The sequence below is a fragment of the Bacillus sp. C28GYM-DRY-1 genome (assembly GCF_030519405.1).
GTDB classification, from domain to species: Bacteria; Bacillota; Bacilli; order Bacillales; family Bacillaceae; genus Bacillus; species Bacillus spizizenii_A.
The window spans coordinates 137606-157330 of record NZ_JAUMKF010000001.1; the positions used below are offsets into that span (position 1 = coordinate 137606).

General features: G+C 42.4%; 19 protein-coding genes. All 19 read left to right on the forward strand.

Going from position 1 to position 19725, the window contains the following annotated elements; translation table 11 throughout:
* Positions 1–10 precede the first annotated feature (10 nt).
* The 19 genes from rnhB (at position 11) to fliI (ending at position 19723) form a co-directional block, all read left to right on the forward strand.
* Positions 11–778, forward strand: coding sequence for a ribonuclease HII (rnhB, locus tag Q3W56_RS00690; protein ID WP_302894160.1), 768 nt, complete (start codon positions 11–13; stop codon positions 776–778).
* 28 nt (positions 779–806) lie between these two features.
* A complete protein-coding gene (locus Q3W56_RS00695; protein ID WP_302894161.1) occupies positions 807–2510 on the forward strand; it encodes a hypothetical protein in 1704 nt (567 codons plus the stop codon).
* Complete coding sequence (locus Q3W56_RS00700; protein ID WP_019714396.1) at positions 2507–2788, forward strand: FlhB-like flagellar biosynthesis protein; 282 nt, start codon at positions 2507–2509, stop codon at positions 2786–2788. The genes Q3W56_RS00695 and Q3W56_RS00700 overlap by 4 nt, the downstream gene beginning before the upstream one ends.
* A gap of 173 nt (positions 2789–2961) precedes the next feature.
* Positions 2962–4119: an ADP-forming succinate--CoA ligase subunit beta gene (sucC, locus tag Q3W56_RS00705; protein ID WP_302894162.1), complete on the forward strand. Its 1158-nt coding sequence runs from the start codon at positions 2962–2964 to the stop codon at positions 4117–4119.
* Between the two features lie 28 nt (positions 4120–4147).
* Positions 4148–5050: a succinate--CoA ligase subunit alpha gene (gene sucD / locus Q3W56_RS00710; protein ID WP_019714398.1), complete on the forward strand. Its 903-nt coding sequence runs from the start codon at positions 4148–4150 to the stop codon at positions 5048–5050.
* A gap of 60 nt (positions 5051–5110) precedes the next feature.
* Positions 5111–6004 carry a DNA-processing protein DprA gene (gene dprA, locus Q3W56_RS00715; RefSeq protein ID WP_302894163.1) on the forward strand — a complete coding sequence of 298 codons (894 nt, stop codon included), beginning with the start codon at positions 5111–5113 and terminating at the stop codon, positions 6002–6004.
* 186 nt (positions 6005–6190) lie between these two features.
* Complete coding sequence (gene topA / locus Q3W56_RS00720; RefSeq protein ID WP_268400220.1) at positions 6191–8266, forward strand: type I DNA topoisomerase; 2076 nt, start codon at positions 6191–6193, stop codon at positions 8264–8266.
* A 75-nt stretch (positions 8267–8341) separates the two neighbouring features.
* On the forward strand, positions 8342–9649 hold the full coding sequence (gene trmFO, locus Q3W56_RS00725) for an FADH(2)-oxidizing methylenetetrahydrofolate--tRNA-(uracil(54)-C(5))-methyltransferase TrmFO (RefSeq protein WP_019714401.1): 1308 nt from the start codon (positions 8342–8344) through the stop codon (positions 9647–9649).
* A 67-nt stretch (positions 9650–9716) separates the two neighbouring features.
* Complete coding sequence (xerC, locus tag Q3W56_RS00730; RefSeq protein ID WP_302894164.1) at positions 9717–10631, forward strand: tyrosine recombinase XerC; 915 nt, start codon at positions 9717–9719, stop codon at positions 10629–10631.
* 12 nt (positions 10632–10643) lie between these two features.
* Positions 10644–11189, forward strand: a complete 546-nt coding sequence (gene clpQ / locus Q3W56_RS00735; protein WP_003238555.1) for an ATP-dependent protease subunit ClpQ — start codon at positions 10644–10646, stop codon at positions 11187–11189.
* A 16-nt stretch (positions 11190–11205) separates the two neighbouring features.
* Positions 11206–12609: an ATP-dependent protease ATPase subunit HslU gene (gene hslU, locus Q3W56_RS00740; protein ID WP_483298513.1), complete on the forward strand. Its 1404-nt coding sequence runs from the start codon at positions 11206–11208 to the stop codon at positions 12607–12609.
* Between the two features lie 39 nt (positions 12610–12648).
* Positions 12649–13428, forward strand: coding sequence for a GTP-sensing pleiotropic transcriptional regulator CodY (gene codY / locus Q3W56_RS00745; RefSeq protein ID WP_003220850.1), 780 nt, complete (start codon positions 12649–12651; stop codon positions 13426–13428).
* A gap of 378 nt (positions 13429–13806) precedes the next feature.
* On the forward strand, positions 13807–14196 hold the full coding sequence (gene flgB / locus Q3W56_RS00750) for a flagellar basal body rod protein FlgB (RefSeq protein WP_302894165.1): 390 nt from the start codon (positions 13807–13809) through the stop codon (positions 14194–14196).
* Entirely contained in the window at positions 14196–14648 is a 453-nt protein-coding gene (gene flgC, locus Q3W56_RS00755; protein ID WP_019714405.1) for a flagellar basal body rod protein FlgC, read from the forward strand. Before flgB ends, flgC begins: the two co-directional genes overlap by 1 nt.
* 11 nt (positions 14649–14659) lie before the next feature.
* The gene (gene fliE / locus Q3W56_RS00760) at positions 14660–14980 is read left to right on the forward strand and encodes a flagellar hook-basal body complex protein FliE (RefSeq protein ID WP_302894166.1); all 321 of its coding nucleotides are present in this window, start codon (positions 14660–14662) and stop codon (positions 14978–14980) included.
* 45 nt (positions 14981–15025) lie between these two features.
* On the forward strand, positions 15026–16636 hold the full coding sequence (fliF, locus tag Q3W56_RS00765; protein WP_302894167.1) for a flagellar basal-body MS-ring/collar protein FliF: 1611 nt from the start codon (positions 15026–15028) through the stop codon (positions 16634–16636).
* A gap of 12 nt (positions 16637–16648) precedes the next feature.
* Positions 16649–17665, forward strand: a complete 1017-nt coding sequence (gene fliG / locus Q3W56_RS00770) for a flagellar motor switch protein FliG (protein WP_302894168.1) — start codon at positions 16649–16651, stop codon at positions 17663–17665.
* Positions 17658–18410: a flagellar assembly protein FliH gene (fliH, locus tag Q3W56_RS00775; protein WP_302894169.1), complete on the forward strand. Its 753-nt coding sequence runs from the start codon at positions 17658–17660 to the stop codon at positions 18408–18410. The genes fliG and fliH overlap by 8 nt, the downstream gene beginning before the upstream one ends.
* Positions 18407–19723, forward strand: coding sequence for a flagellar protein export ATPase FliI (gene fliI / locus Q3W56_RS00780; RefSeq protein WP_019714409.1), 1317 nt, complete (start codon positions 18407–18409; stop codon positions 19721–19723). Before fliH ends, fliI begins: the two co-directional genes overlap by 4 nt.
* Positions 19724–19725 lie beyond the last annotated feature (2 nt).

Sequence of the window (19725 nt, forward strand, 5' to 3'; positions counted from 1 at the left end):
AGAAGAGAAAGTGAATACATTAACCGTAAAGGACATTAAAGACCGTTTGCAGGAAGTGAAAGATGCACAAGACCCATTTCTTGCCCAATGTGAAAAAGACCCGAGAAAAAGCGTTCAAACGCTTGTAGAGCAATGGCTTAAAAAGCAGGCGAAAGAAAAAGCGCTGAAAGAACAATGGGTGAATATGACTTCCTATGAAAAACTGGCAAGAAACAAAGGATTTCGCTTGATTGCAGGTGTTGACGAGGTCGGCCGGGGGCCATTGGCAGGGCCCGTTGTCGCCAGCGCAGTCATCCTTCCAGAGGAATGTGAAATACTTGGGCTGACAGACTCCAAAAAGCTCTCAGAAAAAAAACGTGACGAATATTACGAGCTTATTATGAAAGAAGCACTGGCGGTCGGAATAGGAATTGTAGAAGCCTCTATCATTGATGAAATCAATATATATGAAGCTTCAAAGATGGCAATGGTAAAAGCGATACACGATTTGTCAGATACACCTGATTATTTGCTTGTTGACGCAATGACGCTACCGGTCGGCATAGACCAGTCGGCAATTATAAAAGGCGATGCTAAAAGCGTGTCTATTGCAGCAGGTGCGTGTATCGCGAAAGTGACGAGAGACCGGATGATGAGCGCTTATGCCGAAACATACCCCATGTACGGCTTTGAAAAAAATAAAGGCTATGGGACAAAAGAGCATCTCGAAGCTCTCGCAGTATACGGCCCAACTGAATTGCACCGCAAAACTTTCGCTCCTGTTCAATCTTTCAGATAAACCGATGGACAAGGAGGCACCTCTTTAAATGAATATACGAAATGATGTGCAAAAGGCGCTGCAGCACCTTTTTGGAAATACATCAGTCCCGCAGGAAACATCAAACGTTAGCGAAGCGCTGAACGGGGAGAAGCGTCTCCTTTTAGGAAAAGTGCTTCGTCTATTAGGAGGTCAGCATGCGCTGATTCAAGTCGGCAATCAAACTGTCCAGGGAAAACTTGAAACTCAGCTTCGCCCTCAGGCGTATTATTGGTTTTCCTACGAAAAAACAACAGCAGAGCAGACAGGCCGTCTTCAGGTCGTTCAAAGCTTTGACCAAAATCCCAAATCCATTCAGGATGCAGCTGGCAAACTTTTAAATGCCATTTCAGTAAAACCTTCCAACGCCGCTCTCATGATGACTGGAGCAATGCTGAAGAGTAAAACACCTGTAACAGAAAATGATATCAAAACAGCTGTCCGCTGGATGGAGACGCTGCCTGCGCCAGATACAAAAAAAGCGATTGAAACCGTTCTATTCGCTTTAAAGCGTGAGCTTCCCATTCATCCCGAGGTTTTGAGCGGTGTCAACGCTGTGAAATCGCCTGTTCCGCTTCATCAGCATGTCTCCCGGCTACTTCAGGCAATCAACCAAAACCCTGAGCAGAACCAAATGACGGCAAAGCTAAAAGAAGCAGTTACGGCACTGTTTAATAGTGAAAATGATGTCCATGCGGAACGTCTGCTTGATAAGCTTATTTCTCTAACGGACAATTCCAAAGCATCTTCTCCAGGCAATACAGTTGGAAACAGCGAGCTTAGCGTACAATCTGGTTCCCTCGGAAAGGCGGAACAGAGAAGCATACAAGGCGAGTCTGGCAAAACAGCAGCAGACATTCCCATCAAAGAAGCCCGCCAGCTGCTGACAAAGCTGACGGAATCTGCTGAAAAAAACAGCCTTCACATTGTGAAAGAAGCAGCAAATTGGATTAAGGCGGCTGCTTCATCGGGTGATAGTAACTCACCTGCAGCTTCAGCTGTTTTTCAGGCGGCACAAGTCACAGATCGGGAAGCCGAAGTCTTTTTAAAGGCTGTTCAGCAGGCAGCACCTAATTTGGCTGACAGGGCAGATGTTCTTTCTTTCTTATCCAATGTGAAAACGGCTATCGGCGCAAGGGACGAGCTTGCATTCATTAAAGCGTTTGAACAAGGAAGCGCAGTCACACCTGACGAAATACAATCCATCAAGCTGGCTCTTTATGCCGCAAGAGCGTCGCATGAGGTAGCTGAACCTGTCAAACAAGAAGCCGATCAGCTTTTTCATAAATTAAACGGCCTGCTTTTCATGCAGCAGGACCATCCGTCATACAGCCAAATTGTAATGTCATTTCCGCTGTTTTCGAAGTCAGGGGTTCAGGACATGACGGTTCTGTTTAAAGGAAAGAAGGAAGTGGATGGAAAGCTTGATCCTTCTCATTGCCGCCTTTTGTTTTTGCTGCAGCTGCATACGTTAAAAGAAACCGTTGTTGATTGTTTGATACAGCAAAAAGTCATGACCATTACAATTGAGACTGATTTCGAGCTTCAGGCTGCAATCGATCCGATGGTGCCCGCGCTTAAACAGGGCCTGAAGGACATGGGATACAGTCTTTCAGGGGTAAACGCTAAAAAAAGGATTCACTGCGAAGAGAAGGCTGCAATCGACCAGTATGTAACAAGCATCAGTGATCAGGAAGTGGATGTGAAAGTATGAAAGAGCAGACGCCGATTAGAAAAGCTGTGGCTCTCCATTATGACGACCAAAAAGACAAGGCGCCGAAAGTGATTGCGACAGGAAAGGGCCATGTAGCCGACAACATTATCAAAGAAGCGAAAAAGGCAGGGGTCCCGATTCAAGAAGATCGGACTCTTGTCGAATTAATGCGCCATTTGACTGTAGATGATCAAATCCCGGAAGCTCTTTATGAAACAGTAGCCGAGATTTTTTCGTTCATTTACAGATTGGACGAAAGCGTAAAAAATAAAAAATAGATAAAATATTCCCCATCCTTCGTTTGAAATTTATGTTTTTAATAAAATAAAAGTTTGAATGTTTAGAAGGATTTAAAGATTTTGCATCGAACTCTAGACAATTCTTCCAGTATTATTATAGAATGAAAGCGCAGTCTATTTTAGTTTTGTTACATAAGTTAGGAGGATGGGAAATGAATATCCATGAGTACCAGGGAAAAGAAGTCCTCAGAAATTATGGGGTATCTGTTCCTGAAGGTAAAGTGGCTTTTACAGCAGAAGAAGCAGTTGAGAAAGCAAAGAACTTATCCAGCTCGGTTTATGTCGTAAAGGCTCAAATTCATGCTGGCGGTCGAGGCAAAGCTGGTGGGGTAAAAATAGCAAAATCATTAGACGAAGTGAAAGCGTATGCCGAAGAACTCTTAGGGAAGACCCTAGTTACACATCAGACGGGTCCGGACGGTCAAGTAATAAAACGCTTACTTATTGAAGAAGGCTGCGATATTAAAAAAGAATACTACGTGGGGCTTGTGCTTGACCGCGCAACTTCTAGAATCGTTCTGATGGCTTCTGAAGAGGGCGGAACGGAAATTGAAGAAGTAGCAGAGAAAACACCGGAAAAAATCAAGAAAGCTGTCATTGATCCGGCTGTTGGCCTCCAAGGCTATCAAGCTAGAGAAATCGCATTCGCTATTAATATTCCAAAGGAACTTGTAGGAAAAGCCGCTAAATTTATGCTTGGACTATATAAAGCGTTTGTTGAGAAAGACTGCTCAATCGCCGAAATCAATCCGCTCGTTGTTACTGGCGACGGAAACGTGATGGCGCTTGATGCGAAATTGAATTTCGACAGCAACGCGTTGTACAGACAAAAGGACATTATGGAATACAGAGATTTGGATGAAGAAGATCCGAAAGAAATCGAAGCGTCCAAATATGACTTAAGCTACATTTCTCTTGATGGAAATATCGGCTGTATGGTAAACGGCGCGGGACTTGCAATGTCCACAATGGATATTATCAAGCATTATGGAGGAGAACCGGCCAACTTCCTTGATGTGGGCGGCGGTGCAACCGCAGAAAAAGTCACGGAAGCATTTAAAATCATTCTTTCTGATCAAAACGTTAAAGGGATTTTTGTCAACATTTTCGGCGGCATTATGAAATGTGATGTCATCGCAGAAGGGGTTGTTGAAGCGACAAGACAAGTCGGTTTGACATTGCCGCTTGTCGTCCGTCTTGAAGGCACAAACGTGGATCTAGGGAAGAAGATCCTTAGTGAATCAGGATTAAATATTACATCTGCGGAATCAATGGCTGACGGCGCGCAGAAAATCGTATCCTTAGTTTAGGAAAGAATGAAAGGCAGGGGACCAGATAATGAGTGTTTTTATTAATAAAGATACAAGGGTTATTGTGCAAGGGATTACAGGTTCTACCGCTTTATTTCATACGAAGCAGATGCTCGAATACGGCACAAATATCGTAGGCGGTGTAACACCTGGAAAAGGCGGAACTGAAGCGGAAGGTGTTCCTGTATTTAATACAGTGGCTGAAGCAGTTCAAACGACTGGCGCTAACGCGTCTGTTATATATGTGCCGGCACCATTTGCAGCTGATGCCATTATGGAAGCGGTAGATGCGGATCTTGATCTCGTGATTTGTATCACGGAGCATATTCCGGTTTTGGATATGGTAAAGGTCAAACGCTTCATGGAAGGCAAGAAAACGAGACTGATAGGGCCCAACTGCCCTGGTGTCATCACGCCTGAAGAGTGTAAAATCGGCATTATGCCTGGATATATCCATAAAAAGGGTCATGTAGGCGTCGTATCGCGTTCAGGAACATTAACATACGAAGCGGTGCACCAGCTGTCAGAAGCGGGTGTAGGACAATCTACAGCTGTTGGAATCGGCGGCGATCCTGTAAATGGAACAAACTTTATTGATGTCTTAAAAGCGTTTAACGAAGATCCTGACACACACGCTGTCATCATGATTGGCGAAATCGGCGGTACTGCCGAAGAGGAAGCGGCAGAGTGGGTTAAAGCCAACATGACAAAACCGGTAGTCGGTTTTATCGGCGGGAAAACAGCACCTCCAGGGAAGCGCATGGGGCATGCAGGCGCCATTATTTCCGGTGGAAAAGGGACAGCTGATGAAAAAATCAAAACCCTTAATGCATGCGGAATCGAAGTTGCGGAGACACCTTCTGTAATGGGTGAAACCTTAATTAAGGTGCTGAAAGAGAAGAACTTGTTCGAAACTTGCAAAACGCATTAATAAAGAAGGGACAGCCGTCAAGGCTGTTCCTGCTTTTTCTGTCAAAAGGAGGTCAATATGTTGAATCAGGCCGCTGCCTGTTTAATAACTTGCAGAATCAATCAATTATTATCTCCATCCCTTCTATTAAAATGGTGGAAAGCCGATCCATCTATGTCGCTGACGTCACCCGTGTTAGAAACTGTTACTCGAGGTAAAATAAAGGCAGCTGCATTAAAAAATAAAATAGAAGAACAATATCCAAAGCTTCGGCGCGTACTTGCTAGTTACCATGAGCAAGGTATTACCCCCATCCCGATTTCTTCAAAGCAATATCCTTTCTGGCTGAAAACCATTTATGATCCGCCTGCCGTCCTGTTTGCAAAGGGTGATATGACCCTACTTTCTAAAGGGAGGAAAATTGGAATTGTAGGGACAAGAAATCCAACACCTTATGGGATGCAAATTGTCAATTATCTTACAAAAGAGCTCTGCCGTAAAAATTGGGTGATTGTCAGCGGACTGGCGTCTGGGATAGATGGAATGTCCCATGTTGCAAGTATTAAGGCGAAAGGGCGGACAATCGGCGTCATTGCGGGCGGATTTCAACACATATATCCTCGGGAAAATCTTCAGTTAGCAGATCATATGGCTAAACACCATATCCTTCTGTCAGAGCACCCACCTGAAACCAAACCCCAAAAATGGCATTTCCCTATGAGAAACCGTATTATCAGCGGATTAAGTGAAGGCGTTATTGTCGTGCAGGGCAAAGAAAAAAGTGGTTCGCTGATTACTGCATATCAAGCACTGGAACAAGGAAGAGAAGTATTTGCCGTACCCGGCTCATTATTTGACCCTTACGCCGGAGGTCCTATAAAACTGATCCAGCAGGGGGCTAAAGCCATATGGTCAGCAGAGGATATTTTCGAGGAGCTTCCTGAGAGAAACGTTCAATATACGGAACCCTTTTGAATTATCGTTTGACAAACGGCATTGTAATATTTAATAATAGTGAGGATTTAAAGTTGCATATTGTTTTCTATTTAAATAATGACGTTCATCATTAAGAATGAAATGTTGAAAGCCAAATAAAGACAGCTGCAAAAACAAAATTGAAATACTTGAAAAGAGAGAGAACACCTCTTGAGGGGGATGAAAATGTCTGATTATCTAGTCATCGTGGAATCGCCCGCTAAGGCGAAAACGATTGAACGTTACTTAGGTAAAAAATATAAAGTAAAAGCATCAATGGGACATGTCCGGGATCTTCCAAAAAGTCAAATGGGAGTTGACATAGAACAGAATTTTGAACCAAAATATATTACCATTCGAGGTAAAGGCCCGGTGTTAAAAGAGCTGAAAACGGCTGCGAAAAAAGCTAAAAAAGTGTATCTCGCAGCTGACCCCGACAGAGAAGGGGAAGCGATTGCATGGCACTTGGCACACAGCCTTGATTTAGATCTCAATTCGGATTGCCGTGTGGTGTTTAATGAAATTACAAAAGATGCCATTAAGGAATCGTTTAAGCATCCTCGCGCGATCAATACGGATTTAGTGGATGCACAACAGGCGAGACGTATTTTAGACCGACTTGTCGGATATAAAATCAGTCCTATTCTATGGAAGAAAGTCAAGAAAGGGCTTAGCGCAGGCCGCGTTCAATCCGTTGCCCTCCGTTTGATTATTGACCGCGAAAAAGAAATTAACGACTTTAAGCCGGAGGAATATTGGACAATTGACGGTACGTTCTTAAAAGGACAGGAAACGTTCGAAGCGAGCTTTTTCGGAAAAAACGGCAAAAAACTTCCTTTAAAAAGTGAAGCCGATGTAAAAGACATTCTTTCTCAGCTCAAGGGCAATAAGTATACAGTTGAAAAAGTAACGAAAAAGGAACGCAAACGTAATCCGGCCTTGCCTTTTACCACTTCCACCCTGCAACAGGAAGCGGCCCGCAAGCTCAATTTCAGAGCGAAGAAAACGATGATGATTGCACAACAATTATATGAAGGAATTGATCTTGGTAGAGAAGGAACGGTCGGTCTGATCACGTATATGAGAACGGATTCAACCCGTATTTCAAATACGGCGGTAGATGAAGCCGCTGCATTTATTGATCAGGCATACGGCAAAGAGTTCTTAGGTGGTAAACGAAAGCCTGCGAAAAAAAATGAAAATGCTCAGGACGCTCACGAAGCGATTCGCCCGACATCTGTTCTCAGAAAACCAAGTGAATTGAAAGCAGTACTTGGCAGAGATCAAATGAGATTGTATAAATTAATTTGGGAGCGCTTTGTTGCCAGCCAAATGGCACCTGCTGTTCTCGATACAATGAGTGTCGACCTGACAAACAATGGTTTGACATTCCGTGCAAATGGAAGTAAAGTCAAGTTTTCCGGGTTTATGAAGGTGTATGTTGAAGGAAAAGACGATCAAATGGAAGAAAAAGACCGGATGCTGCCTGACTTACATGAAGGCGACACGGTATTATCAAAAGATATAGAACCGGAGCAGCATTTTACCCAGCCGCCTCCGCGTTTTACTGAGGCCCGTTTGGTTAAAACGCTTGAAGAACTCGGGATCGGCCGTCCATCGACTTATGCTCCGACGCTTGATACGATTCAGCGGCGCGGGTACGTTGGACTGGATAATAAACGGTTTGTTCCCACAGAATTAGGGCAGATCGTACTTGAGCTGATCATGGAATTTTTCCCTGAAATCATTAACGTTGAGTTTACGGCAAAAATGGAGAAAGACCTTGATAATGTTGAGGAAGGCAATATAGAATGGGTACAGATTATTGATAACTTCTATACCGATTTTGAAAAGCGCGTGAAAAAAGCCGAATCAGAAATGAAGGAAGTAGAAATTGAACCAGAATATGCCGGAGAAGATTGTGAATTGTGCAGTTCTCCTATGGTGTATAAAATGGGCCGATACGGTAAATTTCTAGCTTGCTCCAATTTCCCCGATTGCCGAAATACAAAGCCGATTGTCAAACAAATCGGTGTGAAGTGCCCGAGCTGCGGTGAAGGAAATATTGTTGAACGAAAATCGAAAAAGAAACGGGTTTTTTACGGCTGTGACCGTTATCCGGAATGTGAATTCGTTTCCTGGGACAAACCAATTGAACGAAAATGCCCGAAATGCGGAAAAATGCTCGTCGAGAAAAAACTCAAAAAAGGCATACAAGTCCAATGTGTGGAATGCGACTATAAGGAAGAACCACAGAAGTAGCGGTGAGCAGGGTCTTGCTCACCTTCTTTGTGTGTTAAAAGAAGGCCTTGAATAATAAACTAGGAGATGTGAAAGATGAACCAACAAACAGTGAATGTAATCGGAGCCGGACTAGCAGGAAGTGAAGCGGCGTGGCAGCTTGCCAAACGAGGGATCCAAGTCAATCTATATGAAATGAGACCTGTTAAACAAACGCCTGCGCACCATACAGATAAATTTGCCGAGCTTGTGTGCAGCAACTCTCTGCGTTCCAATACGCTTGCTAACGCTGTCGGTGTATTAAAGGAAGAAATGCGGGCGCTTGATTCAGCCATCATCGCGGCTGCTGATGAATGTTCGGTACCGGCTGGCGGCGCTCTCGCAGTAGACCGTCATGAATTTGCCGCAAGTGTGACAAATCGGGTAAAAAATCATCCAAACGTAACCGTTTTTAATGAAGAAGTGACTGGAATTCCTGAAGGTCCAACCATTATCGCAACGGGTCCGTTAACATCTGAATCGCTGTCTGCACAGCTGAAGGAGCTGACTGGCGAGGACTATTTGTATTTTTATGACGCAGCGGCGCCAATTGTAGAAAAAGATAGCCTTGATATGGATAAAGTGTACTTGAAATCTCGTTATGATAAAGGGGAAGCGGCATATTTAAACTGCCCTATGACAGAAGAAGAGTTTGACCGTTTTCATGAAGCATTAACATCAGCAGAAACAGTCCCATTAAAAGAATTTGAAAAAGAAATCTTCTTTGAAGGTTGCATGCCGATTGAAGTCATGGCAAAACGGGGAAAGAAAACGATGCTTTTCGGACCGATGAAACCGGTTGGTTTAGAGCATCCTGTTACAGGAAAACGTCCACATGCTGTCGTTCAGCTCAGACAGGATGATGCAGCGGGAACACTCTATAATATTGTAGGATTCCAGACTCATTTAAAATGGGGAGACCAAAAGGAAGTTCTCAAATTGATTCCAGGACTTGAAAACGTAGAAATCGTCAGATACGGCGTGATGCACAGAAATACATTCATTAACTCTCCAAGCTTGTTAAAGCCGACATATCAATTTAAAAACCGCAGTGATCTGTTCTTTGCAGGCCAAATGACGGGAGTAGAAGGATATGTGGAATCCGCTGCCTCTGGACTGGTAGCTGGTATTAATGCGGCTAAACTGGTTTTAGGAGAAGAGCTCGTCACTTTTCCTCAGGAAACAGCAATAGGCAGCATGGCTCACTACATTACAACAACAAACCAGAAAAACTTCCAGCCGATGAATGCAAACTTTGGGCTTTTAAAAGAATTGCCTGTTAAAATTAAAAATAAAAAAGAGCGTAATGAACAATACGCGAACCGTGCAATCGAGACAATTCAAACAATTTCGAAAACAATATAGGTATTGATTGCAACCTGAACGCGATTTGTGATACCATTTAAAAGCCCTTCCTGGGGAGGTATTAGGCATGGAGAATGTTAAGAATTTCGTAAAGTTATTCATTGAATATTTACAAATTGAAAAAAATTATTCACAATATACTATTGTGAATTATGTGGATTCAATTGAAGAATTCGAGACTTTCCTGCGCGTTCAAGGTATAAATGGATTTGAAAAAGCTGCATATCAAGATACTAGGATTTTTTTGACAGAAGCCTATGAAAAAGGTTTATCAAGAAAAACAATAAGCAAAAAGATATCTGCATTAAGAAGCTTTTATAAGTTTCTGATGAGGGAAAAACTTGTTGAAGAAAATCCGTTTCAGCTTGTTCATCTGCCGAAACAAGAGAAACGGATACCAAAGTTTCTATATCAAAAAGAGCTTGAAGAGCTGTTTGAAGTTTCAGATATAAGCCAGCCGGCCGGAATGAGGGATCAAGCGCTGTTAGAACTTCTCTATGCCACCGGAATGAGGGTCAGTGAATGCTGTTCCATAACTGTTAACGACGTTGACTTATTTATGGACACAGTGCTTGTTCACGGTAAAGGCAAGAAGCAGCGCTATATCCCCTTTGGGTCTTACGCCCGCGAAGCATTAAAGGAATATATGAATAGCGGGAGGCAGTTCTTGCTGATGAAAGCAAAAGAACCTCATGATCTATTATTCGTAAATCAAAGAGGCGGACCGCTTACAGCCCGAGGCATCAGGCATATTTTAAGCGGGCTTGTTCAAAAAGCGTCCGGCACTTTACATATCCATCCGCATATGCTTCGACATACGTTCGCCACTCATCTGTTAAATGAAGGAGCAGATTTGAGAAGCGTTCAGGAACTGCTTGGGCATTCCAATCTGTCTTCGACACAGATATACACGCACGTTTCGAAGGAAATGTTGAGAAACACATATATGTCTCACCATCCAAGAGCTTTTAAGAAAAATTAAAGGAGGCCCTTTATGTCATCTTTTCATGCGACCACAATATTTGCCGTGCAGCATAAGGGACGAAGCGCTATGTCCGGAGACGGCCAAGTGACATTTGGCCAGGCTGTTGTCATGAAACACACTGCAAGAAAAGTGAGAAAACTGTTTAACGGTAAGGTTCTTGCCGGGTTTGCAGGATCTGTTGCAGACGCTTTCACATTATTCGAAAAGTTTGAAGCTAAGCTTGAAGAATATAACGGCAACTTAAAACGGGCAGCTGTTGAGCTTGCGAAGGAATGGCGTAGCGATAAAGTGCTTAGAAAGCTTGAAGCCATGCTGATAGTTATGAATCAGGATACTTTGCTTCTCGTATCGGGAACAGGCGAGGTGATCGAACCAGATGACGGCATTCTCGCGATTGGATCAGGAGGCAATTACGCTCTGGCAGCCGGAAGAGCTCTGAAAAAGCATGCCGGTGAAAGCATGTCTGCAAGTGAGATTGCTAGAGCTGCGTTAGAAACAGCAGGCGAAATTTGTGTTTACACGAACGATCAAATCATACTGGAAGAGCTTGAATAGAAAGGACTTGAGGCGCATGGAAAAACAACCGTTAACACCAAGACAGATTGTAGATCGGTTAGACCAATATATTGTCGGTCAGCAAAATGCGAAAAAAGCTGTCGCCGTGGCATTAAGAAACCGCTATAGAAGAAGTCTTCTGGATGAAAAGCTGAAGGACGAGGTCGTTCCGAAAAACATTTTAATGATGGGGCCTACTGGCGTTGGAAAAACTGAAATTGCAAGACGAATCGCCAAGCTTTCAGGTGCGCCATTTATCAAGATTGAAGCCACAAAATTTACTGAAGTCGGCTATGTAGGCAGAGATGTTGAATCAATGGTCAGAGACCTTGTGGAAACGTCTGTTCGGCTTATAAAAGAAGAGAAAATGAATGAAGTAAAGGAGCAGGCAGAAGAGAATGCAAACAAACGCATTGTTCGTCTGTTAGTTCCTGGGAAGAAAAAACAATCAGGCGTTAAAAATCCGTTTGAAATGTTTTTTGGCGGCAGCCAGCCGAACGGCGAAGATGAGGCGGAGAGCCAGGAAGAAGCAAACATTGAAGAAAAAAGAAAACGCATGGCGCATCAGCTGGCTTTAGGAGAGCTCGAAGACCACTATGTTACAATAGAAGTCGAAGAGCAGCAGCCTTCTATGTTTGACATGCTGCAGGGCTCGGGTATGGAGCAGATGGGCATGAATATGCAGGATGCGCTGAGCGGATTAATGCCAAAGAAAAAGAAACGGCGCAAAATGACAGTCAGAGAAGCCCGAAAAGTCCTGACGAATGAAGAAGCAAGCAAACTCATCGATATGGATGAAGTCAGCCAGGAAGCTGTTCAGAGAGCAGAAGAGAGCGGTATTATCTTTATTGACGAGATTGATAAAATTGCAAAAAACGGCGGCGCGTCATCTTCTGCCGATGTATCTAGAGAAGGCGTTCAGCGGGACATTCTCCCAATCGTTGAGGGTTCTACCATTGTCACTAAATATGGTTCTGTAAAAACAGATCATGTGTTATTTATTGCAGCAGGGGCGTTTCATATGGCCAAACCGTCTGATTTGATTCCTGAACTGCAGGGGCGTTTCCCGATTCGTGTAGAACTGAGCAAACTCACGGTGGACGACTTCGTGAGAATTTTGGTAGAGCCGGATAATGCACTGCTGAAACAATATCAGGCATTATTGCAGACAGAAGGTATATCTCTTGAATTTTCTGACGAAGCTATTCATAAGATTGCTGAAGTTGCTTATCATGTGAACCAGGACACAGATAATATCGGTGCGAGACGCCTTCATACAATACTTGAACGCTTATTAGAAGATCTGTCGTTTGAAGCTCCTGACGTAACAATGGAGAAAATAACGATTACACCACAGTATGTCGAAGAAAAGCTCGGAACGATAGCAAAAAACAAAGATTTAAGTCAATTTATTTTGTGAAAAATTTAATAAGAGGAACGTTTAGGAGGATTATTTATCATGGCTTTATTACAAAAAACACGAATTATTAACTCCATGCTGCAAGCTGCGGCAGGGAAACCGGTAAACTTCAAGGAAATGGCGGAGACGCTACGGGATGTAATTGATTCCAATATTTTCGTTGTAAGCCGCAGAGGCAAACTCCTTGGATATTCTATTAACCAGCAAATTGAAAATGATCGTATGAAAAAAATGCTTGAGGATCGTCAATTCCCTGAAGAATATACGAAAAATCTGTTTAACGTCCCTGAAACATCTTCTAACTTGGACATTAATAGTGAATATACTGCTTTTCCTGTTGAGAACAGAGACCTGTTTCAAGCTGGTTTAACAACAATCGTACCGATCATTGGAGGCGGAGAAAGATTAGGAACACTTATTCTTTCACGGTTACAGGATCAATTTAATGACGATGACTTAATTCTCGCTGAATACGGCGCTACAGTTGTCGGTATGGAGATCCTGAGAGAAAAAGCAGAAGAAATCGAAGAGGAAGCAAGAAGCAAAGCTGTCGTTCAAATGGCTATCAGTTCTCTTTCTTACAGTGAACTTGAAGCAATTGAGCACATTTTTGAAGAGCTTGACGGAAACGAAGGTCTTCTCGTTGCAAGTAAAATCGCTGACCGCGTCGGGATTACCCGTTCTGTTATTGTGAATGCACTCAGAAAGCTGGAAAGCGCGGGTGTTATCGAGTCAAGATCATTAGGAATGAAAGGTACTTATATCAAAGTCCTAAACAATAAATTCCTAATCGAATTAGAAAATCTAAAATCTCATTAATCGCAAAGAACCCCCTTTTAAGGGGTTCTTTTTTATTTCAAATATAGGAAATCAATAAACTTTATTTCCTGGGTTGAAAGTCTTTCTTTGTAGTAATTTTAATTAATCTCAAAAATTTCTTTAAAAAGACTTAAATATTACAGAAATAATATAAAAAAAACAGAAATTCTGCTATTTTCAGGCTTATATTAAAGTGGAAAATGTAGTTCTAACAATCTAGGACTATATACCTATTTATAAAATAGATAATTGTGAGGACATTTTTTTACACGATCTTCATAGACTTTATGCCTGTTATTTCTTACAATAAGCATATAGTTTTACAATTCTCGACAAGGATATTGAGGGTGAAAAAAACTGAAATGGAGGTAAGTGGATTTGAGCTTATTTTCTGGAACGATACATAATCTTGAAAATGCCTTGGGCAGAGCTAATATTAAGCAAAAAGTCATAACTAATAATATCGCCAATATAGATACACCGAACTATAAGGCGAAAAAAGTCTCTTTCCAAAATTTATTAGATCAAGAATCCTCTCGTCTTGAAGCGATAAAAACAGACTATCGTCATGTTGATTTTTCCGTTACTGATTCGAATTATTCAATTGTAACGAGCGGAGATACATCGTATCAGCAAAACGGAAACAATGTTGACGTTGACAAAGAGATGACAGAATTGGCACAAAATCAAATCAACTATCAAGCTTTAGTTGAAAGAATGAACGGTAAATTTAATTCGCTGAAGACCGTATTAACAGGAGGGAAATGATGACAGCCTTTCATAGCTTAAATGTTTCAGCATCTGCTTTAACAGCTCAGCGAGTCAGAATGGACGTTGTATCTTCTAATTTGGCAAATATGGATACGACAAGAGCTCAGCAGGTGAACGGAGAGTGGGTGCCTTACAGAAGAAAAATGGTCTCCCTTCAGTCAAAAGGTGAATCGTTCTCTTCCATTCTCAATTCTCAAATGAGCGGAAGCGGCAATGCTGGAAACGGTGTAAAAGTTTCTAAAATTACGGAAGATGATTCAGCATTTAATCTTGTCTATGATCCGACAGACCCTGATGCAAACGCTGAAGGATATGTACAAAAGCCTAATGTTGATCCGTTGAAAGAAATGGTTGACCTTGTCAGCAGCACAAGATCATATGAGGCGAATGTCACAGCGATGAATGCCACAAAGGGAATGCTGATGAAGGCGTTAGAAATCGGAAAGTAAGGTGAATGAATGTGATTAATGCAATTTCTCCTTTTCAGGTTCAAAATACTCAAAACACTCAAAATGCAAAAAATCAAGTAAACAATAGCCAAAAAACAGATTCTTCAAATCAAACAAGCTTTTCGGAGCTTTTAAAAAACTCTATTAGTTCTTTAAATGAGTCCCAAGTAGCTTCTGACAACATGACGAATGCCTTAGCTGCAGGAAAAGATGTAAATCTTGATGAGGTCATGATCGCCGCTCAAAAAGCAAGCATCTCTCTAACTGCAGCAACAGAGTTCCGAAATAAAGCTGTGGAAGCTTATCAGGAGATTATGAGAATGCAAATGTAGGGGGTCTGACGATTAAGAGAAAGAGTGGAATGACCGGGGGTTAACATGAATCGTACTCTAATGCAAATGAAAAACAAAACGAGTGAGTTTTGGAAAAATAGATCTAAACCACAAAAGATTTTAATGATTAGTGCTTTAGCGGCAATTATTATTATTGGAATTATTATTAGTGTTTTTGCTTCAAGTTCTAAAATGGCGCCGCTATACAAGGATTTGTCTGCCGAAGAAGCAGGGCAAATCAAAGAAGAACTGGATGCGAAAAAAGTGCCAAACGAACTTTCGAATGGCGGTACAGTCATTAGTGTTCCAGAAGATCAGGTTGATTCTTTAAAAGTGCAGATGGCTGCAGAAGGACTCCCCAAAACTGGATCTATTGACTATTCATTTTTCGGGCAGAATGCCGGCTTTGGTTTGACAGACAATGAGTTTGATATGGTGAAAGTGAAAGCCACACAGACGGAACTGTCAAATTTGATCAATGAAATGGACGGTATCAAAAATTCAAAAGTAATGATTAACCTCCCGAAAGACGCTGTGTTTGTCGGTGAGGAGCAATCTGCAGCATCTGCTTCAATCGTTCTTCAGATTGAGCCGGGCTACACACTTGAACAAAGCCAGATCAACGGATTGTATCATCTGGTATCGAAAAGTGTACCGAACCTAAAAGAAGATAACATCGTCATCATGGATCAAAACTCAACATACTACGACAAATCAGACAGCGATGCAGGGTCCTACGCGGATAGTTATTCTTCTCAGCAGGGAATTAAGTCCCAAGTCGAAAAGGACATTCAAAAACATGTTCAGTCACTGCTTGGAACAATGATGGGACAAGATAAAGTCGTTGTTTCCGTTACAGCAGACATTGATTTTACTAAAGAAAATCGCACAGAAGACATTGTCGAACCTGTTGATAAAGAAAACATGGAAGGCATTGCAGTCAGCGCTGAAAAGGTATCTGAAACATACCAAGGTGACGGTGCTGCCAACGGTGGAACTGCCGGAACCGGCGACGAAGATACGCAAGGTTATGCCGAAACCGATGCGAATTCTAACAGTGGGAACTACGAAAAAAGCAGCAATAAAATCAATTACGAGGTTAACCGAATCCATAAAGAAATCGCTGAAAGCCCGTATAAGGTCAGAGATTTAGGAATTCAAGTAATGGTAGAGCCGCCTGACGCCAAAAATACAGCGTCGCTATCAACAGAAAGACAGGATGATATACAAAAAATCCTTTCAACTGTAGTCAGAACATCACTAGATAAGGATGCAACACAAAACCAGAACCTTTCTGATGAAGATATTAATAATAAAATTGTCGTTTCCGTTCAGCCATTTGACGGGAAAGTCAACTTGGATACAAATACGGAAAAACCTTCAGGTATCCCGCTGTGGGCATATATCGTAGGCGGTGTTTTAATCGCAGCGATCATTGTTCTGATCATTATGCTTGTCAGAAAGAAACGGGCGCAAGAGGATGAATTTGAGGAATATGAGTATGAAGTTCCTCAAGAACCAATCAATTTGCCTGATATCAATGAAGAGGAAAATGAAACAGCGGAAACAGTCAGACGAAAACAGCTCGAAAAGATGGCGAAAGACAAGCCGGAAGATTTTGCAAAACTGCTGAGAAGCTGGCTGGCCGAGGATTAGGAGGAATTAGAAATGGCGAGACGTGATCAAGATAAGCTTACAGGAAAACAAAAAGCAGCCATTCTCATGATTTCCTTGGGGTTAGATGTGTCAGCTTCTGTATATAAGCACTTAACCGATGAAGAAATTGAAAGGCTTACCCTGGAAATATCAGGTGTTCGAAGTGTCGATCATAAAAAAAAGGATGAAATTATAGAAGAATTTCATAATATAGCCATTGCGCAAGACTATATCTCTCAAGGCGGCCTAAGCTATGCGAGACAAGTTCTTGAGAAGGCGCTTGGAGAGAATAAGGCGGAAAACATTCTAAACAGGCTGACTTCTTCTTTGCAGGTTAAACCATTTGATTTTGCCAGAAAAGCGGAGCCCGAACAAATTTTAAATTTTATACAGCAAGAACATCCGCAGACGATGGCTTTAATCTTGTCTTATTTGGATCCTGTGCAAGCTGGGCAAATTTTATCCGAGCTGAATCCTGAAGTACAGGCTGAGGTTGCGAGAAGAATCGCGGTGATGGACAGAACATCACCCGAAATTATTAATGAGGTTGAACGGATTCTGGAACAAAAATTATCTTCTGCATTTACTCAAGATTATACTCAAACAGGCGGAATTGAAGCTGTTGTTGAAGTGTTAAACGGGGTAGACAGAGGAACAGAGAAGACGATCTTAGATTCATTGGAAATTCAGGATCCCGATCTTGCTGAAGAAATTAAAAAGCGGATGTTTGTCTTCGAAGATATTGTTACACTTGATAACCGCGCAATTCAGAGAGTCATTCGCGATGTTGAAAACGACGATCTGCTCCTTTCATTAAAGGTTGCAAGCGAAGAAGTCAAAGAAATTGTATTCAGCAATATGTCACAGCGTATGGTAGAAACCTTTAAAGAAGAAATGGAATTTATGGGCCCTGTTCGCTTGAAAGATGTAGAAGATGCACAATCAAGAATTGTAAGCATCGTCAGAAAGCTTGAGGAAGCCGGTGAAATTGTGATAGCAAGAGGCGGAGGAGACGATATTATTGTCTAATATCATTAAACAGGAATCATCTTTTTCTCCACAAAAGGAAAGAAGAAAACTCTCTGTCAAAGAAGTGCGTAATGACCATTCTCACCTATTGCAGGCTGACGAGAACCCAGAAGCGTTTATGGCCCGAGTGAAAGCGGAAGCTGACCGGATTTCGGAGCAGGCAAACAGCCATATAGAAATTATTCGCCGTCAAATTGAGCAGGAAAAAAATGATTGGGCGGCTGAAAAACAGAAGCTTATTGAGGAAGCAAAAGCCGAGGGCTTTGAACAAGGTGTGGCATTAGGAAAAGCTGAGGCGCTTCAACAGTATGGCGAGCTGATCGACCAAGCAAACAGCATAACTGCAATGTCCAGAAAAGCTGTTGAGGATAAGCTTGAAGACGCTAATGAAGAAATCGTTGAGCTTGCCGTTGCACTAGCTAAAAAAGTTTGGCAGCAAAAGTCAGATGATAAAGAAGCTTTTCTCCTGCTAGTGAAACAGGTTATAAACGAAGTAAAGGAATATGACGATATATCAATATATGTGGATCCATATTACTACGAGACAGTCTTTCAGCAAAAAGATGAAATCCAGCAGCTGCTTTATAAAGAATGCCGGCTTGGCATATATGCTGATGAAAAAGCTCAAAAAGGATCCTGTTATATTGAAACGCCTTTTGGCAGGATAGATGCGAGTGTTGACACACAATTGATGCAATTGAAAGATAAACTTCTGACAGCGCTGGAAGCGGGGGCAGCTGAATGAAGATACAGAGTCTGATAGATTGTATAGAAATGACGGACTCGTATAAACGATACGGAAAAGTCAAGCGGGTGATCGGCCTGATGATTGAATCAAAAGGGCCTGCAAGCTCAATTGGCGACGTGTGCCTGATTTATGCAAAAGGGCAATCTGGGAATGTCATTAAAGCTGAGGTTGTCGGCTTCCAGGAAGAAAATATATTGCTTATGCCTTATTTAGAGGCTGCAAGCATTGCACCCGGCAGCATTGTAGAAGCCACTGGTGAATCTCTTCGGGTTAAAGTCGGAGCCGGACTGATCGGACAAGTCATCGATGCTTTTGGAGAGCCGCTTGACGGCAAGCTTTTGCCCAAAGGGCTTTCGCCTGTATCGACAGAGCAATCACCACCTAATCCGATGAAACGGCCTCCTATCCGCGAAAAGATGGGTGTCGGAGTCAGATCAATTGACAGCTTGCTGACAGTCGGCAAAGGCCAGCGGATTGGCATTTTTGCAGGAAGCGGTGTCGGAAAAAGCACATTAATGGGGATGATCGCCAAGCAGACAGAGGCAGACTTAAACGTCATTGCACTTGTTGGGGAACGCGGGCGAGAGGTTAGGGAGTTTATTGAAAAAGATCTTGGGGATGAGGGCTTGAAACGATCAATTGTTGTCGTTGCCACCTCAGATCAGCCAGCATTAATGAGATTGAAAGCGGCATATACAGCAACGGCAATTGCTGAGTATTTCCGCGATAAAGGCCAAAATGTCATGTTTATGATGGATTCTGTTACAAGGGTGGCAATGGCGCAGCGTGAGATTGGACTAGCCGCCGGAGAGCCTCCGACGACAAAAGGCTATACACCTTCTGTGTTCGCTGTTTTACCTCGTTTATTAGAACGAACTGGTGCAAATGAGCACGGAACCATTACCGCGTTTTATACAGTATTGGTAGACGGGGATGACATGAATGAGCCGATTGCTGACACTGTTCGCGGAATTTTAGACGGACATATTGTATTGGACAGGGCGCTTGCCAATAAAGGCCAGTTTCCTGCAGTTAATATACTGAAAAGCATTAGCAGGGTGATGTCAAACATATCGACAAGGCAACACCTAGATGCAGCAAATAAATTCCGTGAACTTTTATCGACATATCAAAATTCGGAAGATCTCATTAATATCGGAGCTTACAAAAGAGGATCGTCAAGAGAAATTGATGAAGCGATACAATTTTATCCGCAACTTATTCAATTTTTAAAACAGGGAACAGACGAATCAGCATTATTAGAAGACAGTATTGCTTCATTAACTAGTTTGACAGGAAATGAGGAATAACC